Genomic DNA, 15,650 nt, shown 5'->3' on the forward strand with positions numbered 1-15,650 from the left:
GCTCTGCCAGTCAAGGCTGGGCGGGCGCCGGCGTTGCGGCCGGGGGCGCGGGAACCGCAGGAGCCGGGGCCGCAGCGGCCGGCGCCGGAGCGGGCGGCGGCAGGATCGACGGGTCGTTCAGATAGCGGAAGAAGGGCATTTCCGGCGAGATGACGATGCGGGTGTTTTCACCCTTCAGGCCGTCGATATAGGCCTGCATCGAACGATAGAAGCCGAAGAAGTCCTTATCCTGATTGAACGCATCCGCGAATACGCGGTTGGCCTGGGCATCGCCATCACCGCGCAATACGTCCGCCTGCCGGTTGGCGTCGGCGACGATAACCGTGGCCTGACGATCAGCCTGCGCACGGATCGTGCGGGCTTCCTGCTCGCCGCGTGAGCGGATGTCGGTCGCCTCGCGCTGCCGCTCTGTCTGCATGCGCTGGAACACGGCGGCGCTGTTTTCCGCCGGCAGGTCGGCACGGCGGATGCGCACGTCGACGACGTCGACACCGAGCTGCCGCCCTTCCGCATTGACCGAACGGGTGATCGACTCCATCAGCCCCGCACGGCCTTCACGCACGATATTCGCGAAGTCCATCTGTCCGACGGCGCCGCGGATCGCAGAATTGAGGATCACAGAGAGCCGCGATTCCGCAACGTCGATCGAACCCGCCGCCTGATAGAACAGCAGCGGATTCGTAATCCGATAGCGACCGAAGGCGTCGACGACGAGGCGCTTCTGATCGCGCGCGATGACCTCGATCGGCGGCGCGTCGATATCCAGCAGCCGCTTGTCGATCATCACGACATTGTCGACCAGCGGAACCTTGGCATAGAGGCCGGGTTCGCTGACGACGCGGACCGGATCGCCGAAGCGCAGCACCAGCGCCTGCTGGGTCTGGTCCACGACGAAAAGGCTGGAATAGCCGACGATCGCCAGGACGATCAGGATGACGAGGCCGAGCCCCCCGAAGAAGCCGCCTCTCATGGCTGCGCTCCCTGGCTGGTCGTGCCCTGGCCGGTCGTAGCCGGCTGGGCCGGCGCGCCCGACAAGGCGGGCAGCGGGAGATACGGCACGACGCCGCCGCTCTTCTGGTCGACAATGACCTTGTCGGTCTTGCCGAAGATTTCAGCCATGGTGTCGAGATACATGCGCTCGCGCGTCACTTCGGGCGCCAGCTTGTAGGATTCATAGACTTTCACGAAACGGGCTGCCTGTCCCTGTGCCACGGCGATGGTCTGGTCACGATAGGCGTTCGCCGCCTCGATCGTCTGCGACGCCTGGCCACGTGCGCCGGGAATGACGCGATTGGCGTAAGTCTGCGCCTCGTTGCGCAGACGCTCCTGGTCCTGGGCCGCGGCCTGCACATCGCGGAAGGCGTCGATGACCTCAGGCGGCGGGGCCACGTTGAGGAGCTGGACCTGCGTCACGGTGATGCCCGCCTTGTACTGGTCGAGCTTCGTCTGCATCAGCTCCAGAACCGAATCCTGGATGCTGAGACGCTGTTCGGTCAGCACGCGCTGGATATCGGAACGGCCGATCACCTCGCGCATGGCGCTTTCGGCGATGGCACGGACCGTGCCTTCTGGATTCTGGATGTTGAAGAGATAGTCGCGGGCGTTGTTGATGACCCAGAACACCGTGAAATCGATGTCGACGATGTTCTCGTCGCCGGTCAGCATCAGGCTTTCCTGCGGAATATTCCGCCCCGCGGTCGCGCCATCCTGGCTCGAGCCGATCGTGATGCGGTTCACGCGCGTCACCTGCGGCGTGTAGACGGTCTCGATCGGATAGGGCCAGCGCAGATTGAGGCCCGGCTTGGCATCACGCTCATACTGGCCGAAGCGCAGCACGACGCCCTGCTCGTCCGCCTCCACGCGGAACGTGAAGAAATTGTAGCCGATGAAGGCGACGACCAGCGCCGCCGCGATCAGCACGAGGACCGGATTGAAGCCGCCACCCGAGCCGCTGCCGCCACGGCCGGGCAAAACGCGCCTCAGCTTGTCCTGGCTGCGGCGAAGGAGTTCCTCGAGATCCGGCGGATTGGGGCCGCTCGAGCGGGGACCTTGTCCCCACGGGCCGCCATTGTTGCTTCCCTTCCATCCGCCGCCCGTCTGGTTGCTCCAGGGCATCTGTGCTCCTTCGTCGATGAATTCAGCGGTCGCGGCCAGATGGCCTCGCCGAGCAGACCAATGGGACGTCGACAGGGCAAGCCCCCGCCGCCGCAATCAATATGGCCACGCTGACGCCAGAAGTGGGGTGCAGCGAAAGCCGTGTCAACGAAAAGCCGCCGAACTTCCGATCCGTTCATAGACCGTGAAGCGCGTCGCCGCGCTGTCCGCCGGCCCGGCAGGGACTGCCTCGCTCGAGACGGCACGCCAACTCGCGGGTTCGATCGGGGGGAACGAAACGTCGCCCTCCGGCGCGGCCTCGACATGCGTGATGTAGAGCCGGTCCGCTTGCGGCAGAAAGGCGCGATAGATTTCGCCGCCACCGATCACCACCGCCTCGACCATATCGGACGCCGCCGCCGCCGCGATCGCCGCTGAAATCGCGGCCTCGAGGGTCGGCACGACGACCACGCCTTCCGGATTGAAGCCAGGGTCGTGCGAGACGACGATGTTGACGCGGTTCGGGAGCGCCCGGCCGATCGAGGCGAAGGTCTTGCGACCCATGATCACCGGCTTGCCGGTCGTGATCGAGCGGAAGCGGCGAAGATCGGTGGAGAGCTTCCATGGCATCGCGCCACCGGCGCCGATGATGCCGTTCTCCGCGACGGCCGCGATGATCGAAAGCCTGAGCGGTTCGACGTCGTGGCCGCTCGCCTCGACATCCGGCGTGTCGATGCTGGCCGCGTCAAGGCTTGCCATGCGAATCGCCCTTCGCCGAAATGCGGTCCAGGACGCCCAGCAGAAGCGCCGAGATCACGAATGTGAGATGCAGGACCACGAACCACATGATCTTCATGTTGTCGTAGCTGTCCGCGTTGAGAAAAATCTGCAGCAGATGGATCGACGAGATCGCGACGATCGACGAGGCGACCTTGATCTTCAGGCTGCCGGCATCGAGCTTGCCGAGCCAGGAAAGCTGCACATCGGCATTGTCGAGGCGGCTCACATAGTTCTCGTAGCTCGAAACCATCACCATCAGCAGCAGGCTGGCAACGAGCGTCGCATCGATAAGGCTCAGCATCGAGAGGATCATCTCGCTCTCGTCGAGAACGAAGACGCCCGAGGCGACCTTGATGAATTTCAGGATGAACGAGAAGGCATAGAGAACAAGGGCCGCCGCAAGGCCGAAATTGAAGACGACGAGCACCCAGCGGCTTCCAAGGATCACGCGTTCGATCAAGGCTTCGATGGATCGCAAGGAGGGCTCCGTTCCGCTGACTATCGCGCCGCAATATAGGAAAGCCGCACGCCCGCGGCTAGGACGGATCGTCATCGCGCTTAAGCTAGTCAGCCAATGCAAGTTTCATGAACGAGCGGAGGGGCCTCCGATTTCCAGAAGCCGCCATTTCCGCGCCGGCCTGAGCCGAATGACGCTCGATCCTAGGGTTCGCTGCCGCCGATCGCAGGACGGGCTACCAGCAGGGCCGCCCCGAGCATGATCCAGCCGATGACGACATAGGGCCAGATATTGCCGGGGAAATCCGGCACCGGGTAGATCGAGTTGTAGAGCGGCCAGGCCATCGCGACCGTACCCAGCCCACCGAGCGCCAGCCACAGCCGGCTGCCGCTGCGCAGCGCGTGAATCGCCGCAGCGGCCGTCACACCGAGATAGGCGACGATCAGCGCGAGAACGCCGATGGTGCCGACGCTGTCGTAATAGTCAGTCGGCCCGACGAAAGGCGCCCAGGCGAGCAGTCCGGCCAGCATCAGGATGCTGACGATCCCGACGGACACCGTTGGCGTACCGTAGACGGGGTGCACGGTGGCGGCGCGCGCGGACAACCCCGCGCGGCCGAGCACGAACAGCATGCGCGCGCCAGCCGAGAGCGTGCCGATGACGCAGGAAAGCGCGGACACCGATGTCGCGATGTCGAGCGCCGTGGCCATTCGCAGGGTGCCGAATTTCAGTGCCAAAGTGTTGAGCGGCGCCTCGCTTGCCACCAGCGCCTTCACGTTGTCGAGCCCGAAGCCGACGATCTGGATGTAGGAGGCGAAGACGAAGAATACCCCCGCCAGCACCACCGAGCCTACCAGCGCGAGCGGAATCGCCCGGCCGGGGCTCCGGGTCTCCTCGGCAAGGGTCGTGGCAGCCTCGAACCCGGCGAAGGACAGGACCGCGAACACGACGGCATAGCCAATGCCCCACCAACCGATGCTCGGATCCGGCCGGAACGGGGCCGCGCTCAACCCTTCGGCACCGCCGACGGCGGAGAGGATGCGGATGCCGAGATAGATGATGACCGCAATCGAGCAAAGCTCCATGATCAGCATCAGCCGGGTGGCGAAGCTCATGTCGCGCCAGGCGAAGACGGTGGAGAGGCCAAGCGCGACCACACCGAGCGCCAGCCACCAGCCGCCGATCTCGACGCCATGATCGGCCAGCGCAGCGCGCAGGAAGTTGCCGAACAACGCCGCGCTGCCGGAACCGCCGGCGATATAGAGCAGCAGCATGCACCAGCCTGCGATGAAGCCGGCGCGCGGACCGAAGGTCTCGCCGATATAGGCATAGCTGGAACCGGCGCTGGTGATCCGGCTCGCGAAGAAGATGAAGGAGAGCCCCACGACGGCGACGACGACCGTGCCGACGGCAAAGCCGAGCGGCGCTGCCGTTCCGGCGGCGCCTGCGGCCAGCGTCACGTTGAGCGCCATACCCATCGTCGGCGCCATCACGGAGAGCGACAAGCCGACAGCCTCGATCGGTCCGAGGTTCCGCTTAAGCTTCGCCATTCCCTGCCCTCCGCCAGTGCCGTCGCACTTATTGGCACGCCGGACCGGGCGGCAATGGTGGAAATTGGCCGCATCGTCACGCTGGCGCGCGCCGTGTCCGGCCGCTCAGCCGGCCAGCGCCCACAACGCCTCGTTTTCGACGCGGCAGCGCAGCCAGCCATCCACGAGTTTCGCACCCTGCGCTTCATAAAACGCGATCGAGGGCGCATTCCAATCCAGCACCGACCATTCGAACCGGCCGAGCTCCTCGGCGATGCAGCGGCGCGCGACATGGGCGAGCAGCGCCTTGCCGATGCCGAACCCACGGCTTTCAGGTTTGACGAAGAGATCCTCGAGATAGATGCCGTGCCGCCCGCGGAAGGTCGAGAACGTATAGAACCAGAGGGCGAAACCCACCGGCTGGCCGTCATGTTCGGCGATCTCGCAGAAGACGCGCGGATGCGGCGAGAACAGCGCCGCATCCATGGCTGCGGCATCGGATTCGACCTCATGCGACAGCCGCTCATAGTCCGCGAGCGCGCGCACGAAATCCATCACGAGCGGACCGTCGCCGGGGCGAGCCGGACGGATGACGAGGCGCTCGTTCATGGGGCGCTCTTCACTCATTGAGCGCTCCTGGCGCCGCGGAGAATCAGGATCGACAGATCATGCTCGGGATAGAAGTCGGTCGCCGACATCTCGAAGGTGGTCGGCCCGGTCTTCTTGACGCCCTCGCCGCAGAAGCTGACGAGATTGCCGGGCGCGCCCTTGTCGATCGTCAGGTGAAACTTCTCGATCGATCCGGCCCAGTTGGCGGCGGTGGTCAGGATATAATCGATCCTGTTCTCCATGAGGAAGTCATCGCCCGTATGGCTCGCGGCTGCCTTCCGAGCTGCCGCGACGAAGCTCTTGTCCGTGCAGTATTTCTGCTGGTAGCCGGGGAAGGCGTCGTTGGCCGCCAGATTGCCGTCGGAAAAAATGGTGCCGGCGGTGGTTCCGACACTCGGCTTGTAGCTGTGCTCCACGACGACCGTCTTTTTCGCCGGGAAGGTCTGCTCCCAGTAATAGGCCGTCGAAAGCCGCCAGTTGGGCGCCAGATGATATTCCCAGCCCTTGCCGGCATCGAAAGTGTCGGGAATGGCGAGTCCGAGATTGATGAGCCCCTCCCATTTCTCCTTCGGCAGCGCGTCGAGCGCATCGCGGGTCGCCGTCAGCTGCGGTGCGAGCGGTACACCCAGCGCCTGCAGATACGCGGTCTGGTCGACACCAATCGCGCTTGCGCGCTGCTGCACCTTCGCGTCAACAGGCTTGCCGTCCACCACCGTCTTGAAGCCGAGGAAATTGACCGGGTCGTCGACCGGCACCGCCTCGATGAAGTCGAGCGCACCCTTGATATCGGGCATCGGAAACGCGACCAGCGTCGTCACGTCCTTGTCCGAAACGTTTTCGAACGTGTAGCGAACGCGCACGGCGTCCATCGAGATGAAAAGGTCTTCGGAGGTCATGTGGATGGCCTCGGTCGTCACATAGACGAGGCCGCCCGCGCCGAGTTCGGCGGTCGAATCGTTGGCCTCAGCCGCACACGGCATCGCCAGCGCAAGCAGGACGGCGGGCAAAAGAGCGCGTCGCATGATGTCTCCGGGGCTGTGCCCGTCAGACCGCGACGGGCGCCTTGATCGCAGCATCCGGAGCATAGCCGACGAGCTCGAAATCCGAATAGCGGAAGTCTTCGAGCCGCGCGACCGTGGGATTGAGCTTCATCGTCGGCAGCGCCTTCGGCGTGCGCTCCAGTTGCTCGCGCGTCTGCACGAGATGGTTGGAATAAAGATGCGCATCGCCGAGCGTGTGGATGAAATCGCCAGGTTCAAGCCCGGTCACCTGCGCCACCATCATCGTCAGCAGCGCATAGGACGCGATGTTGAACGGCACGCCGAGGAAGATGTCGGCCGAGCGCTGGTAGAGCTGGCAGGAGAGCCTGCCATTGGCGACATAGAACTGGAACAGGAGATGGCAGGGCGGCAATGCCATGGCCTCGATCTCGGCCGGGTTCCAGGCCGTGACGATGAGGCGGCGCGAATCGGGCGTCTTGCGGATCATCTCGACAACAGAGCCGAGCTGGTCGATCACCCGCCCGTCGGCGGCCGGCCACGAACGCCACTGCTTGCCATAGACAGGGCCGAGATCGCCATTTTCATCGGCCCACTCGTCCCAGATCGAGACACCGTTATCGTTCAGATATTTGATGTTGGTGTCGCCGGCGATGAACCAGAGCAGCTCATGGATGATCGACCGCAGATGCAGCTTCTTGGTCGTCACCAGCGGGAAACCTTCGGAAAGGTCGAACCGCATCTGGTGGCCGAAAATCGACAGCGTGCCGGTGCCCGTCCGGTCGGTCTTCTTGGCGCCGTCCTTGAGGACCAGCCGCATCAGGTCGTGATATTGCCGCATGATCGGCCTCGATGAATCGTCTTCAGCTGATATATCCGATCATGATCCGAACGAAGCAAGGGCGCCAGCAAAAGCGCGCTTGCCGAGCGCCGTTCGCACGCTATTCGGCGGCGGCTCCCAGCACGAGGTTGGACCGCGCCGGGGTCAGATAGGTCAAGACTAGCGCGATCACCGAGGCGCCGGCGATGCCCGCCAGCATCGGCACAGCAGTTCCATCAAGAAAGAGACCGACGACCGCCATCACCACAATACCGGCGCCGAACTGCAGCGTTCCCATCAAAGCCGAGGCCGTCCCCGCAATCGCGCCGTGATCGTCGAGCGCCAGCACTGCCGAGGACGGTACCACGAGGCCAAGGAACCCGAAGGCGATGAACAGCATCACCATCATGACCGGCAGACTGTCGACGCCCGAAAGGAACAGCAGGAACACGACGACCATCGGCACCGCATAGCCGACGACGGCATAGCGCATCAACCGCTGCAGGCCGAACCGCCGCGCCAGCACGCCGTTCAACTGCGCGACGCCGAAAAACGATACGGCATTCACCGAAAAGGCCAGGCTGTACTGCGTCGGTGTCAGCCCATAGTGATCGATCAGCACGAAGGATGAATTGGCGAGATAGGCGAAGAAGCTCGAAATGCCGAAGGCGCCGAGGAAGACGAGACCGAGGAAGCGGCGGTCGCGCAGCAGCAGCCAATAGGCCGCCATGGCACTGCCGAAGCTGCTTTCGCGACGCTCGGCTGCGGGTCGCGTCTCCGGCAGGGCCAGCCAGAGCAGGATGAGCCCGAGCAGCGCGGCGATCATTACGAACCAGAACACGGCGCGCCACGTCCCGACCACGATCACACCACTGCCGACGAGCGGCGCCAGGATCGGCGAGATGCTGAAGACGAGCATCAGCATCGACATGAGCTTGGCCGCCTCAGGCCCCGTATGCAGATCGCGCACCACGGCGCGCGGCACGACGGTCCCGGCGCAGGCGCCGAGGCCCTGTACAAAGCGGAATGCGATCAGGACGCCGATCGACGGCGCCAGCGCACAGCCGATGCTGCCGACGATGAAGAGGCTGAGGCCGAAATAGAGCGGTGCCTTGCGGCCGAGCATGTCGGATACGGGACCATAGACCAGCTGGCCGAGACCGAGCGCGACGAAAAAGGCCATCAGGCTGGCCTGCACCGCGCTGGTTCCAACGCCGAAATCGGCCCCGATCGAGGGCAGCGCCGGCAGGTACATATCGATCGCAAACGGGCCAATGGCGCTGAGCAGGCCAAGCACCACCGCGAAGCGGAGAAGAGACGACTTCATGGCCGGAGCCCCTTGGAAACGGCCCGCGCGGCGATAGCCAGCGGAAGATGAATGGAAATGCAAGAAAGCCGGACGGGGCGCTGTGAAACACGCGCCGCTTCTGGACCGGAGCGCCATGTTTCTGGACAGTATTGTCCAAACGGTCAACCCCTCTTATGTTGCAGTGCATGAAGGCATCGGACACTGTGACGATGAAGGCACGCCGCGCGCCCTCGTCCGAGGACGCGGCGGCCGACATCGACTGCGCTGGGACCACCCCGCCGCTCTATGGTCACTGCGCCAAACGCCAATCGATCATCGAGGCGGCGGAGGATGCTTTTGCGAGCGACGGCTTTGCCGGAGCCAGCATCGACGCCATCGCGCTGGTGGCGGGCGTCGCGCGCCAGACAGTCTACAATCACTATCGTGACAAGGAGACGTTGTTCGCCGCTGTCGTCGCCGCGATGGCGGAACGGGCGAATGCCGGATTCTATCGGACGCTGGCAAGCTTTCCCGATCAGCCGGATGATCTGGCGGCGGCACTTTCCGCTTTTGCGGAGCGTCTCATCCGCAACTGCCTCTGCAACCGGGATTGCGATGCCCTGCGACGTCTCGTCGAGCGGGATGGCGAGCGCCACCCGGCGCTCTTCGCCACCTGGCGGAGCGAGGGACCAGATCGGCTCGCGGCACTGATCGGCGACCGCCTGAAAGGTCTGGCGCAGGAGGGCCGTCTTGAACTCGACCTCCCCGAGCGCGCCGCGCGGCAGTTCATCGCCCTCATCCACGCCGATATCAGCGGCACGGCAAAGGCTGGTGGAACGGCCACGGACGCGGACATCGCCAGCGCGGCGGCCAACGGCGTCGCGACATTCCTGCGAGCCTTCGGCACGGCGAAGATCTGAGGGCCCGAACAATCCGAGTCGATCGACCCTGGATTGCACAGGGAAGGCTCGGCCGGCCGGCGCGGGCGTGTCGACGCGAGAGTGCAACAAGCGCTGGAAAACACAGCGATGCGAGACCCGAACGGCCGCGCGCGACACGCGCACCTTTTCACGCGCATCGCGATCCCCTATATCTCCGGTGCCGGCGCAAGCCGGCTATGGCGATAAACGGTCATCGAAATAAACCCATCGGACCCGGGGGCGGTACCCGGCGCCTCCACCCAAGGCCACCCCACCCATCGCGGGTGGCTTTCGGCGGGGGCGAAATAGGATCGACGAGGGCGTAAAGGGTGTTCTTTCGCTCGGCATGGTACCGCCGATATCGGACCAAACCTATAGTTGCGAATGACAACTATGCTCCGGTGGCCCTCGCCGCGTAATGCGGTGCTGGTACCGAAATCAAAGTCCTTGCGGGTAGCACTGTAAGGCGGGGTTCGGAGGCACCTGGCAACAGAAGCCTCCACTTCATTTCCCCGGTCCTGCGCCGGGAACGGCAGGGACGCTTGGTAGATGCCTGAGGATCTGATCCGCTACGATATTCTGGCCCAGGACGCGCTCCGGGGCGTCGTGAGGAAGGTCCTCGCCGAAGTCGCCAAGACGGGCCTCCCCGGCGAGCACCATTTCTACGTCACCTTCGAAACGCGCGCCCCTGGCGTGCGCATCTCCAGCCGGATGCTCGCCCAGTATCCCGAGGAGATGACCGTCGTGCTGCAGCACCAGTTCTGGGACCTCTCGGTCACCGAACATGCCTTCGAGGTCGGACTTTCCTTCAATGGCGTGCCCGAGCGTCTGCTCGTGCCGTTTACGGCCGTGAAGAGCTTCGTCGACCCCTCTGTCCAGTTCGGACTGCAGTTCGAATCGGCGCCCGCTGAAGAGGGTGACGAAGAGGCCTCCTCAGAGATGGAGGCGGTCGAGACCTCCGCGCTCGTGCTCGATCAACCGGCCGCTTCCGCGGAACCGGACGCCGAGCCGGAAAAGCCCGGCGAGGCCCAGATCGTCCGCCTCGACTCATTCCGCAAGAAGAACTGACGGGCCAGTTGCCCGTCCCTAAAGCCCGTTCCTGACGGGACTTCAGGCTTCGTTCCAGGACAGGTTTTCGCTGCGATTCTTGATCTCAACGCTGTGAGGCACAGGCGGCGGCACGGTCGACGGCCACCGCGCAGCGACCAGGCGGTCCCTGTCCACCCAGGCGAGCGAAACCCTGTTCGACTGGTTGCCGCCGAGGATGCGGTAAGCGCCGTCATCCTCCCCGGCATAGAAGCCGACATGTCCTAATCCGCTCTGCTTCGACTTGCGCCAGAACACCATCACGGCGCCCGGCGTCGGTGACGTTGCCACGCCGAACTGCTGCCAGGATCGTGCGCTGAGCAGCCCCGTTGGCGTCGGTTCGCGGTCGAGCGTCGCGCTGATGCAGTGGCCGACGAAAAGCCCGCACCAGGGAATGTCGTCGCCGCCATAGGTGATGCCGAGCCCCTTGGCCCATCCGTCGATCACCGGGTTCGATTTTGGGCCTGCGACTTCCGTCACACCCTTCAAGCGGCAAGCCTCCTTGAACCAGACCAGCGTCGGATCGCTGAGATCCAGGGATCGGGCAACGTTCGGCATCAAGGCCGCCAGCGTCATCGGACCGATAACCCCGTCCGGATCGAGACCGTTCTTCGCCTGAAAGGCCCTGACCGCGGCAGCCGTCTGCCGACCCCAGATGTCATCGAGCGGCCCCGGCCTGAAGCCGAGGCTCGCCAGCGCAACCTGAATGTCGATGATTTTCATGAGTCGCTCCCTGATTGAGCCCTTCAGGATAGCGGAAACATACGCAATTTGCTACTTTAAGTTGTATAACGTTGCAGTGCACGTCCCAACGCCGACCCTGCAGCGACGCGGAAGCAGCAGATAACGGGCTCTCGAAGCTATTGGGCTCGGCCAGACCGCGACGACAGCTAGACGGGCTTGAAATGCTTCTTGCTGAAATCGATCGGCAGGAAGCGATTGATGCGCACACCCATCAGATTGCGCCATTCGCGCAGATTATGCTGCCCGAACTGCGGCTCGTAGGGATCGCCTTCCTGCGCGGCAATCCAGTCGGCCATGACGGCGGGATGCGTCTCCTCGAAGCGGCGGATCAGCCGCTTGTCCATCGTATAGGCTTCCTGCCGCGTGATGCCATGGAAGGGCGGCGGATAGGTTTCGGGATTGGCGGTGTAGAGCTGGCTCATCTCGCGCCGCTTGTGCCACATCGGCAGCGGCGAGCGCGCATTGCCGTAGTGGAACAGCCGCGCATCGGCCGAAGCGGCGCGCGGGTAGCGACCGCGCTTCTTCTTGTCCATGACCAGGAAATAGAGCGAATCCGTCGTCGTCACGCGGATCGTGTTGCGGATGATCCGCGCCTCGCGGCGGTAATAACTGTGCGTCTGCGTGATCCAGTTCACATCGCCATAGAAGTGGCGGTAGTCGAACCACAGCGCCTCGACATCGGGATTATCGAGATGGCGCTCCATGGCTGCGCGGACGGCCGCCTGGTCGTCCTCATGCAGGACTTCGTCGCCCTCGATATAGAAGGCCCAATCACCGGTGCAGTTGTAGAGCGCGATCATCTTCTGCTGCGCCAGCACGAAGCCGCGCTTCACCAGGATCGGATTCCAGACCGTGTCGACGATGCGGATCTTGGGGTCGCCGATCGCGACGATACGCTCGCGCGTATCATCGTCACCTGCGCCGACGGCAACGACGAACTCGTCACAGAGCGGAAGTGCCGAGCGTATGCTCTCGATGAAGGGGTAATTCAGCCGCGAGCCGTTGCGAATGAAGGTGAAGCCGCTGACGCGCATTCGAACCAACCTGTCCCTTGTCGCCCTCGCCTTCGGTCATGAGGCCGCGTCTTCCTAACCGCTCGCAGGCGATGCGGCAATCCTGCCGGCGTGGCGACGCGCCGTCGCCTTGGCAGGCTCCGAAGCCGCATGCTAGACACCGCGCATCCTGTCGGGCTGCCGGCCGATCCACAGGGCCGGCGCCCTTCCGATCCATCAGAAAGGCCATGAGCGCGCCATGACGACGTCCCTTCCCTCGACCCGCATCGAGACAGATACGTTCGGCCCCATCGAAGTGGCGACGGATCGCTACTGGGGCGCGCAGGCGCAGCGCTCGCTCGGCAATTTCAAGATCGGCACCGAGAAGCAGCCAAAGCCGGTCGTGCGTGCGCTCGGCGTCGTCAAGCGCGCCGCCGCCGAGGTCAACATGGCGCTCGGCCGGCTCGACCCGAAGCTCGGAGCCGTCATCGTCGATGCGGCACAGGAGGTGATCGACGGCAAGCTGGACGACCATTTCCCGCTCGCCGTCTGGCAGACCGGCTCCGGCACGCAGTCGAACATGAACGCCAATGAGGTGATCTCGAATCGCGCCATCGAGATGCTCGGCGGCGAACTCGGCTCGAAGAAGCCGGTTCATCCGAACGATCACGTCAATATGAGCCAGTCGTCCAACGACACCTATCCGACCGCGATGCATGTCGCGGCGGCGGAGGAGATCGTCGCCAAGCTCGTCCCGGCACTGAAGCATCTGCATGCCGCGCTCGACGCGAAGGCGAAGGCCTGGACCGACATCGTCAAGATCGGCCGCACCCACACCCAGGACGCTACGCCGCTGACCCTCGGCCAGGAATTCTCGGGCTATGCCAAGCAGGTTGAGAACGGCATTGCGCGCATCGAGATGACGCTGCCCGCCCTGATGGAACTGGCGCAGGGCGGCACGGCCGTCGGCACCGGACTCAACGCGCCGATCGGCTTCGCCGAGAAGGTTGCGGAGCGCATCGCCGCGATCACCGGCCTGCCGTTCACATCCGCGCCGAACAAGTTCGAGGCGCTGGCCGCTCATGATGCGATGGTGTTCAGCCATGGTGCGATCAACACCGTCGCCGCCTCGCTGTTCAAGATCGCCAACGACATCCGCCTGCTCGGTTCCGGTCCGCGCGCCGGTCTCGGCGAACTGTCGCTGCCGGAAAACGAGCCCGGGTCGTCGATCATGCCTGGCAAGGTCAACCCGACCCAGTGCGAGGCGCTGACGCAGGTCTGCGTGCAGGTGTTCGGCAACAATGCCGCCCTCACCTTTGCTGACAGCCAGGGCCATTTCGAGCTCAACGTCTACAACCCGCTGATGGCCTACAATTTTCTGCAGTCGGTGCGCATCGTCGCAGATGCTTCGGTCTCCTTCACCGACAATTGCGTCGTCGGCATCGAACCCCGCCTCGACAATATCCGCCATGGCGTCGAGCGCTCGCTGATGCTCGTCACGGCGCTGGCGCCCAAGATCGGATATGATAACGCCGCCAAGATCGCCAAGACCGCGCACAAGAACGGCACCACGCTGCGCGAGGAAGCTGTCGGCGGCGGTTATGTCACGGATGAGGAGTTCGACGAAGTTGTGCGTCCTGAGGACATGATCGGCCCGAAATAAGGCGCAGCTTCACCGCACCGGCGGCGCTTGCGGCCGCCGCGCTCCGGGTGCATCGTCCGCGTGGCGAGGATCGTCAATGACCGCTGACATCGTCAACCTGAACCGCTTCCGCAAGGGCAAGGCGCGCGCCGAGAAGGACGCAGCCGCCACTGAGAACCGCACCCGTTTTGGCCGGACCAAGGCCGAAAAGGAACGGGACACGATCGAGGCGGAGCGCGAAACCCGTCGCCTCGATGCTCATCGGCGCGAAGACCCATCCGACCCGAGCGACTGAAGCGCAGCCCAATCCGTCAGGCTCAACGTGAACGCGGCGACGCGAATGATCAGCTGGTGCCCGTCAACCCGGTCGGGGCCGTCAGCCCAGGCCTTATCAGATCGAGGGTCCTGGTTTCGGCGGGCGCGGCGTTGCCACCATACGCCTTGGCCGGCGTCGACCACCGGAAGCGCTCCCGCAGGTTCATCATCGGCATTTCCCAAAGCCGATGAAGAATGGCTGAGATCACGAAGACGGTCACCCAATATGCCGCATATTTCACATAGACGGCATGCGCCCCGGCCCATGTGAACGGCAGATACGACAGGATCAGGTAGGTGAGCGTCAGATTGACCAGATACATCGAATAGGAGCGGCGGCTTATCCACTCGATGACATCGGTCACCAAGCTCCGGCGGCAGCTCATCTGCGAAAGATAAGGCATCATGAGCAGGGTCGACAGCGGCAACACCGTCAGCGACGCATAGATCGCATAGGGCATATACATCGAGAAGACATGCCGATCCAGGATGATCAGGACAGCGCCGACGACTGCCAGCAAGCGCTTGTTCCGCGTCCAGATATCCGCCCGGTAGATGCTCAGATAGGCGCCGAAGACGCCGATGGCCAGCGCGTCGAACCGCGTCAGAACCTGCTTGCGAAGCGACGCGTCCCAATCGGCATAGGTCATGATCTGACCGCCGAGGCCGGCGGGAAGCCGCGCGACGATCGAGGCCAGCGCCACGACGGCGAGAAGGACGATCAACCGCCGCCGGCTTGTCGCGACGCTGGGAGAGCGCCAGACCACGCCGATCATCAGGAGCGGCATCAGCAGATAGAACCATTCCTCGACCGCGAGCGACCAGGCCTCGCCGAAGAATGCCGGGTGCTTCGAGGCAATATTTTGCGCGAAGATGAAGAACGGACCGACCGGGGCATCGGGAACGGAGCCGTTCATCCTGCCGGCGACGATGAGGATGACCAGGATCAGGTAGTAACTGGGCAGGGTTCTGAACCAGCGGAAGATCCAGAACTGGCCGAGGGAGCGCGCATCGCCCTGTCGTTCGACGAATGTCTTGATCAGGATACGGCCGATGAGATAGCCGCTGAGGACAAAGAACATCGAGACGCCGTCCGTGGCCGGGATCAGGTAGATGTTCGGATCCACGATCGCGGACACGACCCCCATCGCGTGGATATAGACAATCATCAGGATGGAAACGGCGCGCAGCAGATCGAGGCCGAAAACCCTCGAAGCTTCCGCCGGCCTCGATCCAGACCCGTTTCCGAAAAATTGCGTCACCAAGCACCAGCGCTGCGCGATGGGCGGCCAGCCTTGGTCTGCCGCCTCTGACAACTGCCCAGTCAGATGCATTCCCGCCGGCACGGTGGGGCTCCCCAAGCCACCGAAGATTAA

At 64.0% G+C, this 15,650-nt stretch carries 16 protein-coding genes and 1 other RNA gene; 5 read left to right on the forward strand and 12 right to left on the reverse strand.

Annotated elements, in window-relative coordinates; translation table 11 throughout:
- Window positions 1–10: 10 nt before the first annotated feature.
- The 9 genes from hflC to LB518_RS15250 form a co-directional block, all read right to left on the reverse strand.
- Entirely contained in the window at window positions 11–970 is a 960-nt protein-coding gene (gene hflC, locus LB518_RS15210; RefSeq protein ID WP_224578369.1) for a protease modulator HflC, read from the reverse strand.
- Window positions 967–2,115 carry an FtsH protease activity modulator HflK gene (hflK, locus tag LB518_RS15215; RefSeq protein ID WP_224578370.1) on the reverse strand — a complete coding sequence of 383 codons (1,149 nt, stop codon included), beginning with the start codon at window positions 2,113–2,115 and terminating at the stop codon, window positions 967–969. Before hflK ends, hflC begins: the two co-directional genes overlap by 4 nt.
- 144 nt (window positions 2,116–2,259) lie before the next feature.
- The gene (locus tag LB518_RS15220; RefSeq protein ID WP_224578371.1) at window positions 2,260–2,853 is read right to left on the reverse strand and encodes a dihydrofolate reductase; all 594 of its coding nucleotides are present in this window, start codon (window positions 2,851–2,853) and stop codon (window positions 2,260–2,262) included.
- The gene (locus LB518_RS15225; protein WP_224578372.1) at window positions 2,840–3,352 is read right to left on the reverse strand and encodes a TIGR00645 family protein; all 513 of its coding nucleotides are present in this window, start codon (window positions 3,350–3,352) and stop codon (window positions 2,840–2,842) included. The genes LB518_RS15220 and LB518_RS15225 overlap by 14 nt, the downstream gene beginning before the upstream one ends.
- 182 nt (window positions 3,353–3,534) lie before the next feature.
- Window positions 3,535–4,881, reverse strand: coding sequence for an APC family permease (locus LB518_RS15230; RefSeq protein ID WP_224578373.1), 1,347 nt, complete (start codon window positions 4,879–4,881; stop codon window positions 3,535–3,537).
- 105 nt (window positions 4,882–4,986) lie between these two features.
- On the reverse strand, window positions 4,987–5,487 hold the full coding sequence (locus LB518_RS15235) for a GNAT family N-acetyltransferase (protein WP_224578374.1): 501 nt from the start codon (window positions 5,485–5,487) through the stop codon (window positions 4,987–4,989).
- Window positions 5,484–6,491, reverse strand: a complete 1,008-nt coding sequence (locus LB518_RS15240) for a DUF4424 domain-containing protein (RefSeq protein ID WP_224578375.1) — start codon at window positions 6,489–6,491, stop codon at window positions 5,484–5,486. Before LB518_RS15240 ends, LB518_RS15235 begins: the two co-directional genes overlap by 4 nt.
- Window positions 6,492–6,513: 22 nt before the next feature.
- The gene (locus tag LB518_RS15245; RefSeq protein WP_224578376.1) at window positions 6,514–7,308 is read right to left on the reverse strand and encodes a thymidylate synthase; all 795 of its coding nucleotides are present in this window, start codon (window positions 7,306–7,308) and stop codon (window positions 6,514–6,516) included.
- 100 nt (window positions 7,309–7,408) lie between these two features.
- Window positions 7,409–8,614: a multidrug effflux MFS transporter gene (locus tag LB518_RS15250; protein WP_224578377.1), complete on the reverse strand. Its 1,206-nt coding sequence runs from the start codon at window positions 8,612–8,614 to the stop codon at window positions 7,409–7,411.
- Between the two features lie 191 nt (window positions 8,615–8,805).
- Between LB518_RS15250 and LB518_RS15255 the strand changes: the two genes are divergently transcribed.
- The 3 genes from LB518_RS15255 (at window position 8,806) to LB518_RS15265 (ending at window position 10,563) form a co-directional block, all read left to right on the forward strand.
- Window positions 8,806–9,495: a TetR/AcrR family transcriptional regulator gene (locus LB518_RS15255; RefSeq protein WP_224578378.1), complete on the forward strand. Its 690-nt coding sequence runs from the start codon at window positions 8,806–8,808 to the stop codon at window positions 9,493–9,495.
- A gap of 141 nt (window positions 9,496–9,636) precedes the next feature.
- Window positions 9,637–9,999: a transfer-messenger RNA gene (gene ssrA, locus LB518_RS15260) on the forward strand.
- A gap of 45 nt (window positions 10,000–10,044) precedes the next feature.
- Complete coding sequence (locus LB518_RS15265; RefSeq protein WP_224578379.1) at window positions 10,045–10,563, forward strand: SspB family protein; 519 nt, start codon at window positions 10,045–10,047, stop codon at window positions 10,561–10,563.
- A gap of 42 nt (window positions 10,564–10,605) precedes the next feature.
- Here the strand turns inward: LB518_RS15265 and LB518_RS15270 are convergent, their stop codons facing one another.
- On the reverse strand, window positions 10,606–11,304 hold the full coding sequence (locus LB518_RS15270) for an NlpC/P60 family protein (RefSeq protein WP_224578380.1): 699 nt from the start codon (window positions 11,302–11,304) through the stop codon (window positions 10,606–10,608).
- A 167-nt stretch (window positions 11,305–11,471) separates the two neighbouring features.
- The gene (locus LB518_RS15275; protein WP_224578381.1) at window positions 11,472–12,359 is read right to left on the reverse strand and encodes a glycosyltransferase family protein; all 888 of its coding nucleotides are present in this window, start codon (window positions 12,357–12,359) and stop codon (window positions 11,472–11,474) included.
- Between the two features lie 217 nt (window positions 12,360–12,576).
- Between LB518_RS15275 and fumC the strand changes: the two genes are divergently transcribed.
- Entirely contained in the window at window positions 12,577–13,980 is a 1,404-nt protein-coding gene (gene fumC / locus LB518_RS15280) for a class II fumarate hydratase (protein ID WP_224578382.1), read from the forward strand.
- A 76-nt stretch (window positions 13,981–14,056) separates the two neighbouring features.
- Window positions 14,057–14,254 carry a DUF4169 family protein gene (locus tag LB518_RS15285; protein WP_224578383.1) on the forward strand — a complete coding sequence of 66 codons (198 nt, stop codon included), beginning with the start codon at window positions 14,057–14,059 and terminating at the stop codon, window positions 14,252–14,254.
- Window positions 14,255–14,303: 49 nt separating this feature from the next.
- On the opposite strand, the gene LB518_RS15290 is transcribed toward LB518_RS15285, so the two are convergent.
- Window positions 14,304–15,608, reverse strand: coding sequence for an acyltransferase family protein (locus LB518_RS15290; RefSeq protein ID WP_224578463.1), 1,305 nt, complete (start codon window positions 15,606–15,608; stop codon window positions 14,304–14,306).
- Window positions 15,609–15,650 lie beyond the last annotated feature (42 nt).

The organism is Mesorhizobium sp. BR1-1-16 (genome assembly GCF_020165495.1).
GTDB lineage: Bacteria > Pseudomonadota > Alphaproteobacteria > Rhizobiales > Kaistiaceae > Kaistia.

What these genes read in the sequence shown, in the direction of transcription:
- LB518_RS15290 (WP_224578463.1), bottom strand. Translation starts at nt 15,608, where the DNA reads ATGCATCTGACTGGGCAGTTGTCAGAGGCGGCAGACCAAGGCTGGCCG.
- hflK (WP_224578370.1), bottom strand. Translation starts at nt 2,115, where the DNA reads ATGCCCTGGAGCAACCAGACGGGCGGCGGATGGAAGGGAAGCAACAAT.
- LB518_RS15245 (WP_224578376.1), bottom strand. Translation starts at nt 7,308, where the DNA reads ATGCGGCAATATCACGACCTGATGCGGCTGGTCCTCAAGGACGGCGCC.
- LB518_RS15275 (WP_224578381.1), bottom strand. Translation starts at nt 12,359, where the DNA reads ATGCGCGTCAGCGGCTTCACCTTCATTCGCAACGGCTCGCGGCTGAAT.
- LB518_RS15270 (WP_224578380.1), bottom strand. Translation starts at nt 11,304, where the DNA reads ATGAAAATCATCGACATTCAGGTTGCGCTGGCGAGCCTCGGCTTCAGG.
- LB518_RS15265 (WP_224578379.1), top strand. Translation starts at nt 10,045, where the DNA reads ATGCCTGAGGATCTGATCCGCTACGATATTCTGGCCCAGGACGCGCTC.
- LB518_RS15235 (WP_224578374.1), bottom strand. Translation starts at nt 5,487, where the DNA reads ATGAGTGAAGAGCGCCCCATGAACGAGCGCCTCGTCATCCGTCCGGCT.
- LB518_RS15285 (WP_224578383.1), top strand. Translation starts at nt 14,057, where the DNA reads ATGACCGCTGACATCGTCAACCTGAACCGCTTCCGCAAGGGCAAGGCG.
- LB518_RS15240 (WP_224578375.1), bottom strand. Translation starts at nt 6,491, where the DNA reads ATGCGACGCGCTCTTTTGCCCGCCGTCCTGCTTGCGCTGGCGATGCCG.
- hflC (WP_224578369.1), bottom strand. Translation starts at nt 970, where the DNA reads ATGAGAGGCGGCTTCTTCGGGGGGCTCGGCCTCGTCATCCTGATCGTC.
- LB518_RS15255 (WP_224578378.1), top strand. Translation starts at nt 8,806, where the DNA reads ATGAAGGCACGCCGCGCGCCCTCGTCCGAGGACGCGGCGGCCGACATC.
- LB518_RS15220 (WP_224578371.1), bottom strand. Translation starts at nt 2,853, where the DNA reads ATGGCAAGCCTTGACGCGGCCAGCATCGACACGCCGGATGTCGAGGCG.
- LB518_RS15250 (WP_224578377.1), bottom strand. Translation starts at nt 8,614, where the DNA reads ATGAAGTCGTCTCTTCTCCGCTTCGCGGTGGTGCTTGGCCTGCTCAGC.
- LB518_RS15230 (WP_224578373.1), bottom strand. Translation starts at nt 4,881, where the DNA reads ATGGCGAAGCTTAAGCGGAACCTCGGACCGATCGAGGCTGTCGGCTTG.
- fumC (WP_224578382.1), top strand. Translation starts at nt 12,577, where the DNA reads ATGACGACGTCCCTTCCCTCGACCCGCATCGAGACAGATACGTTCGGC.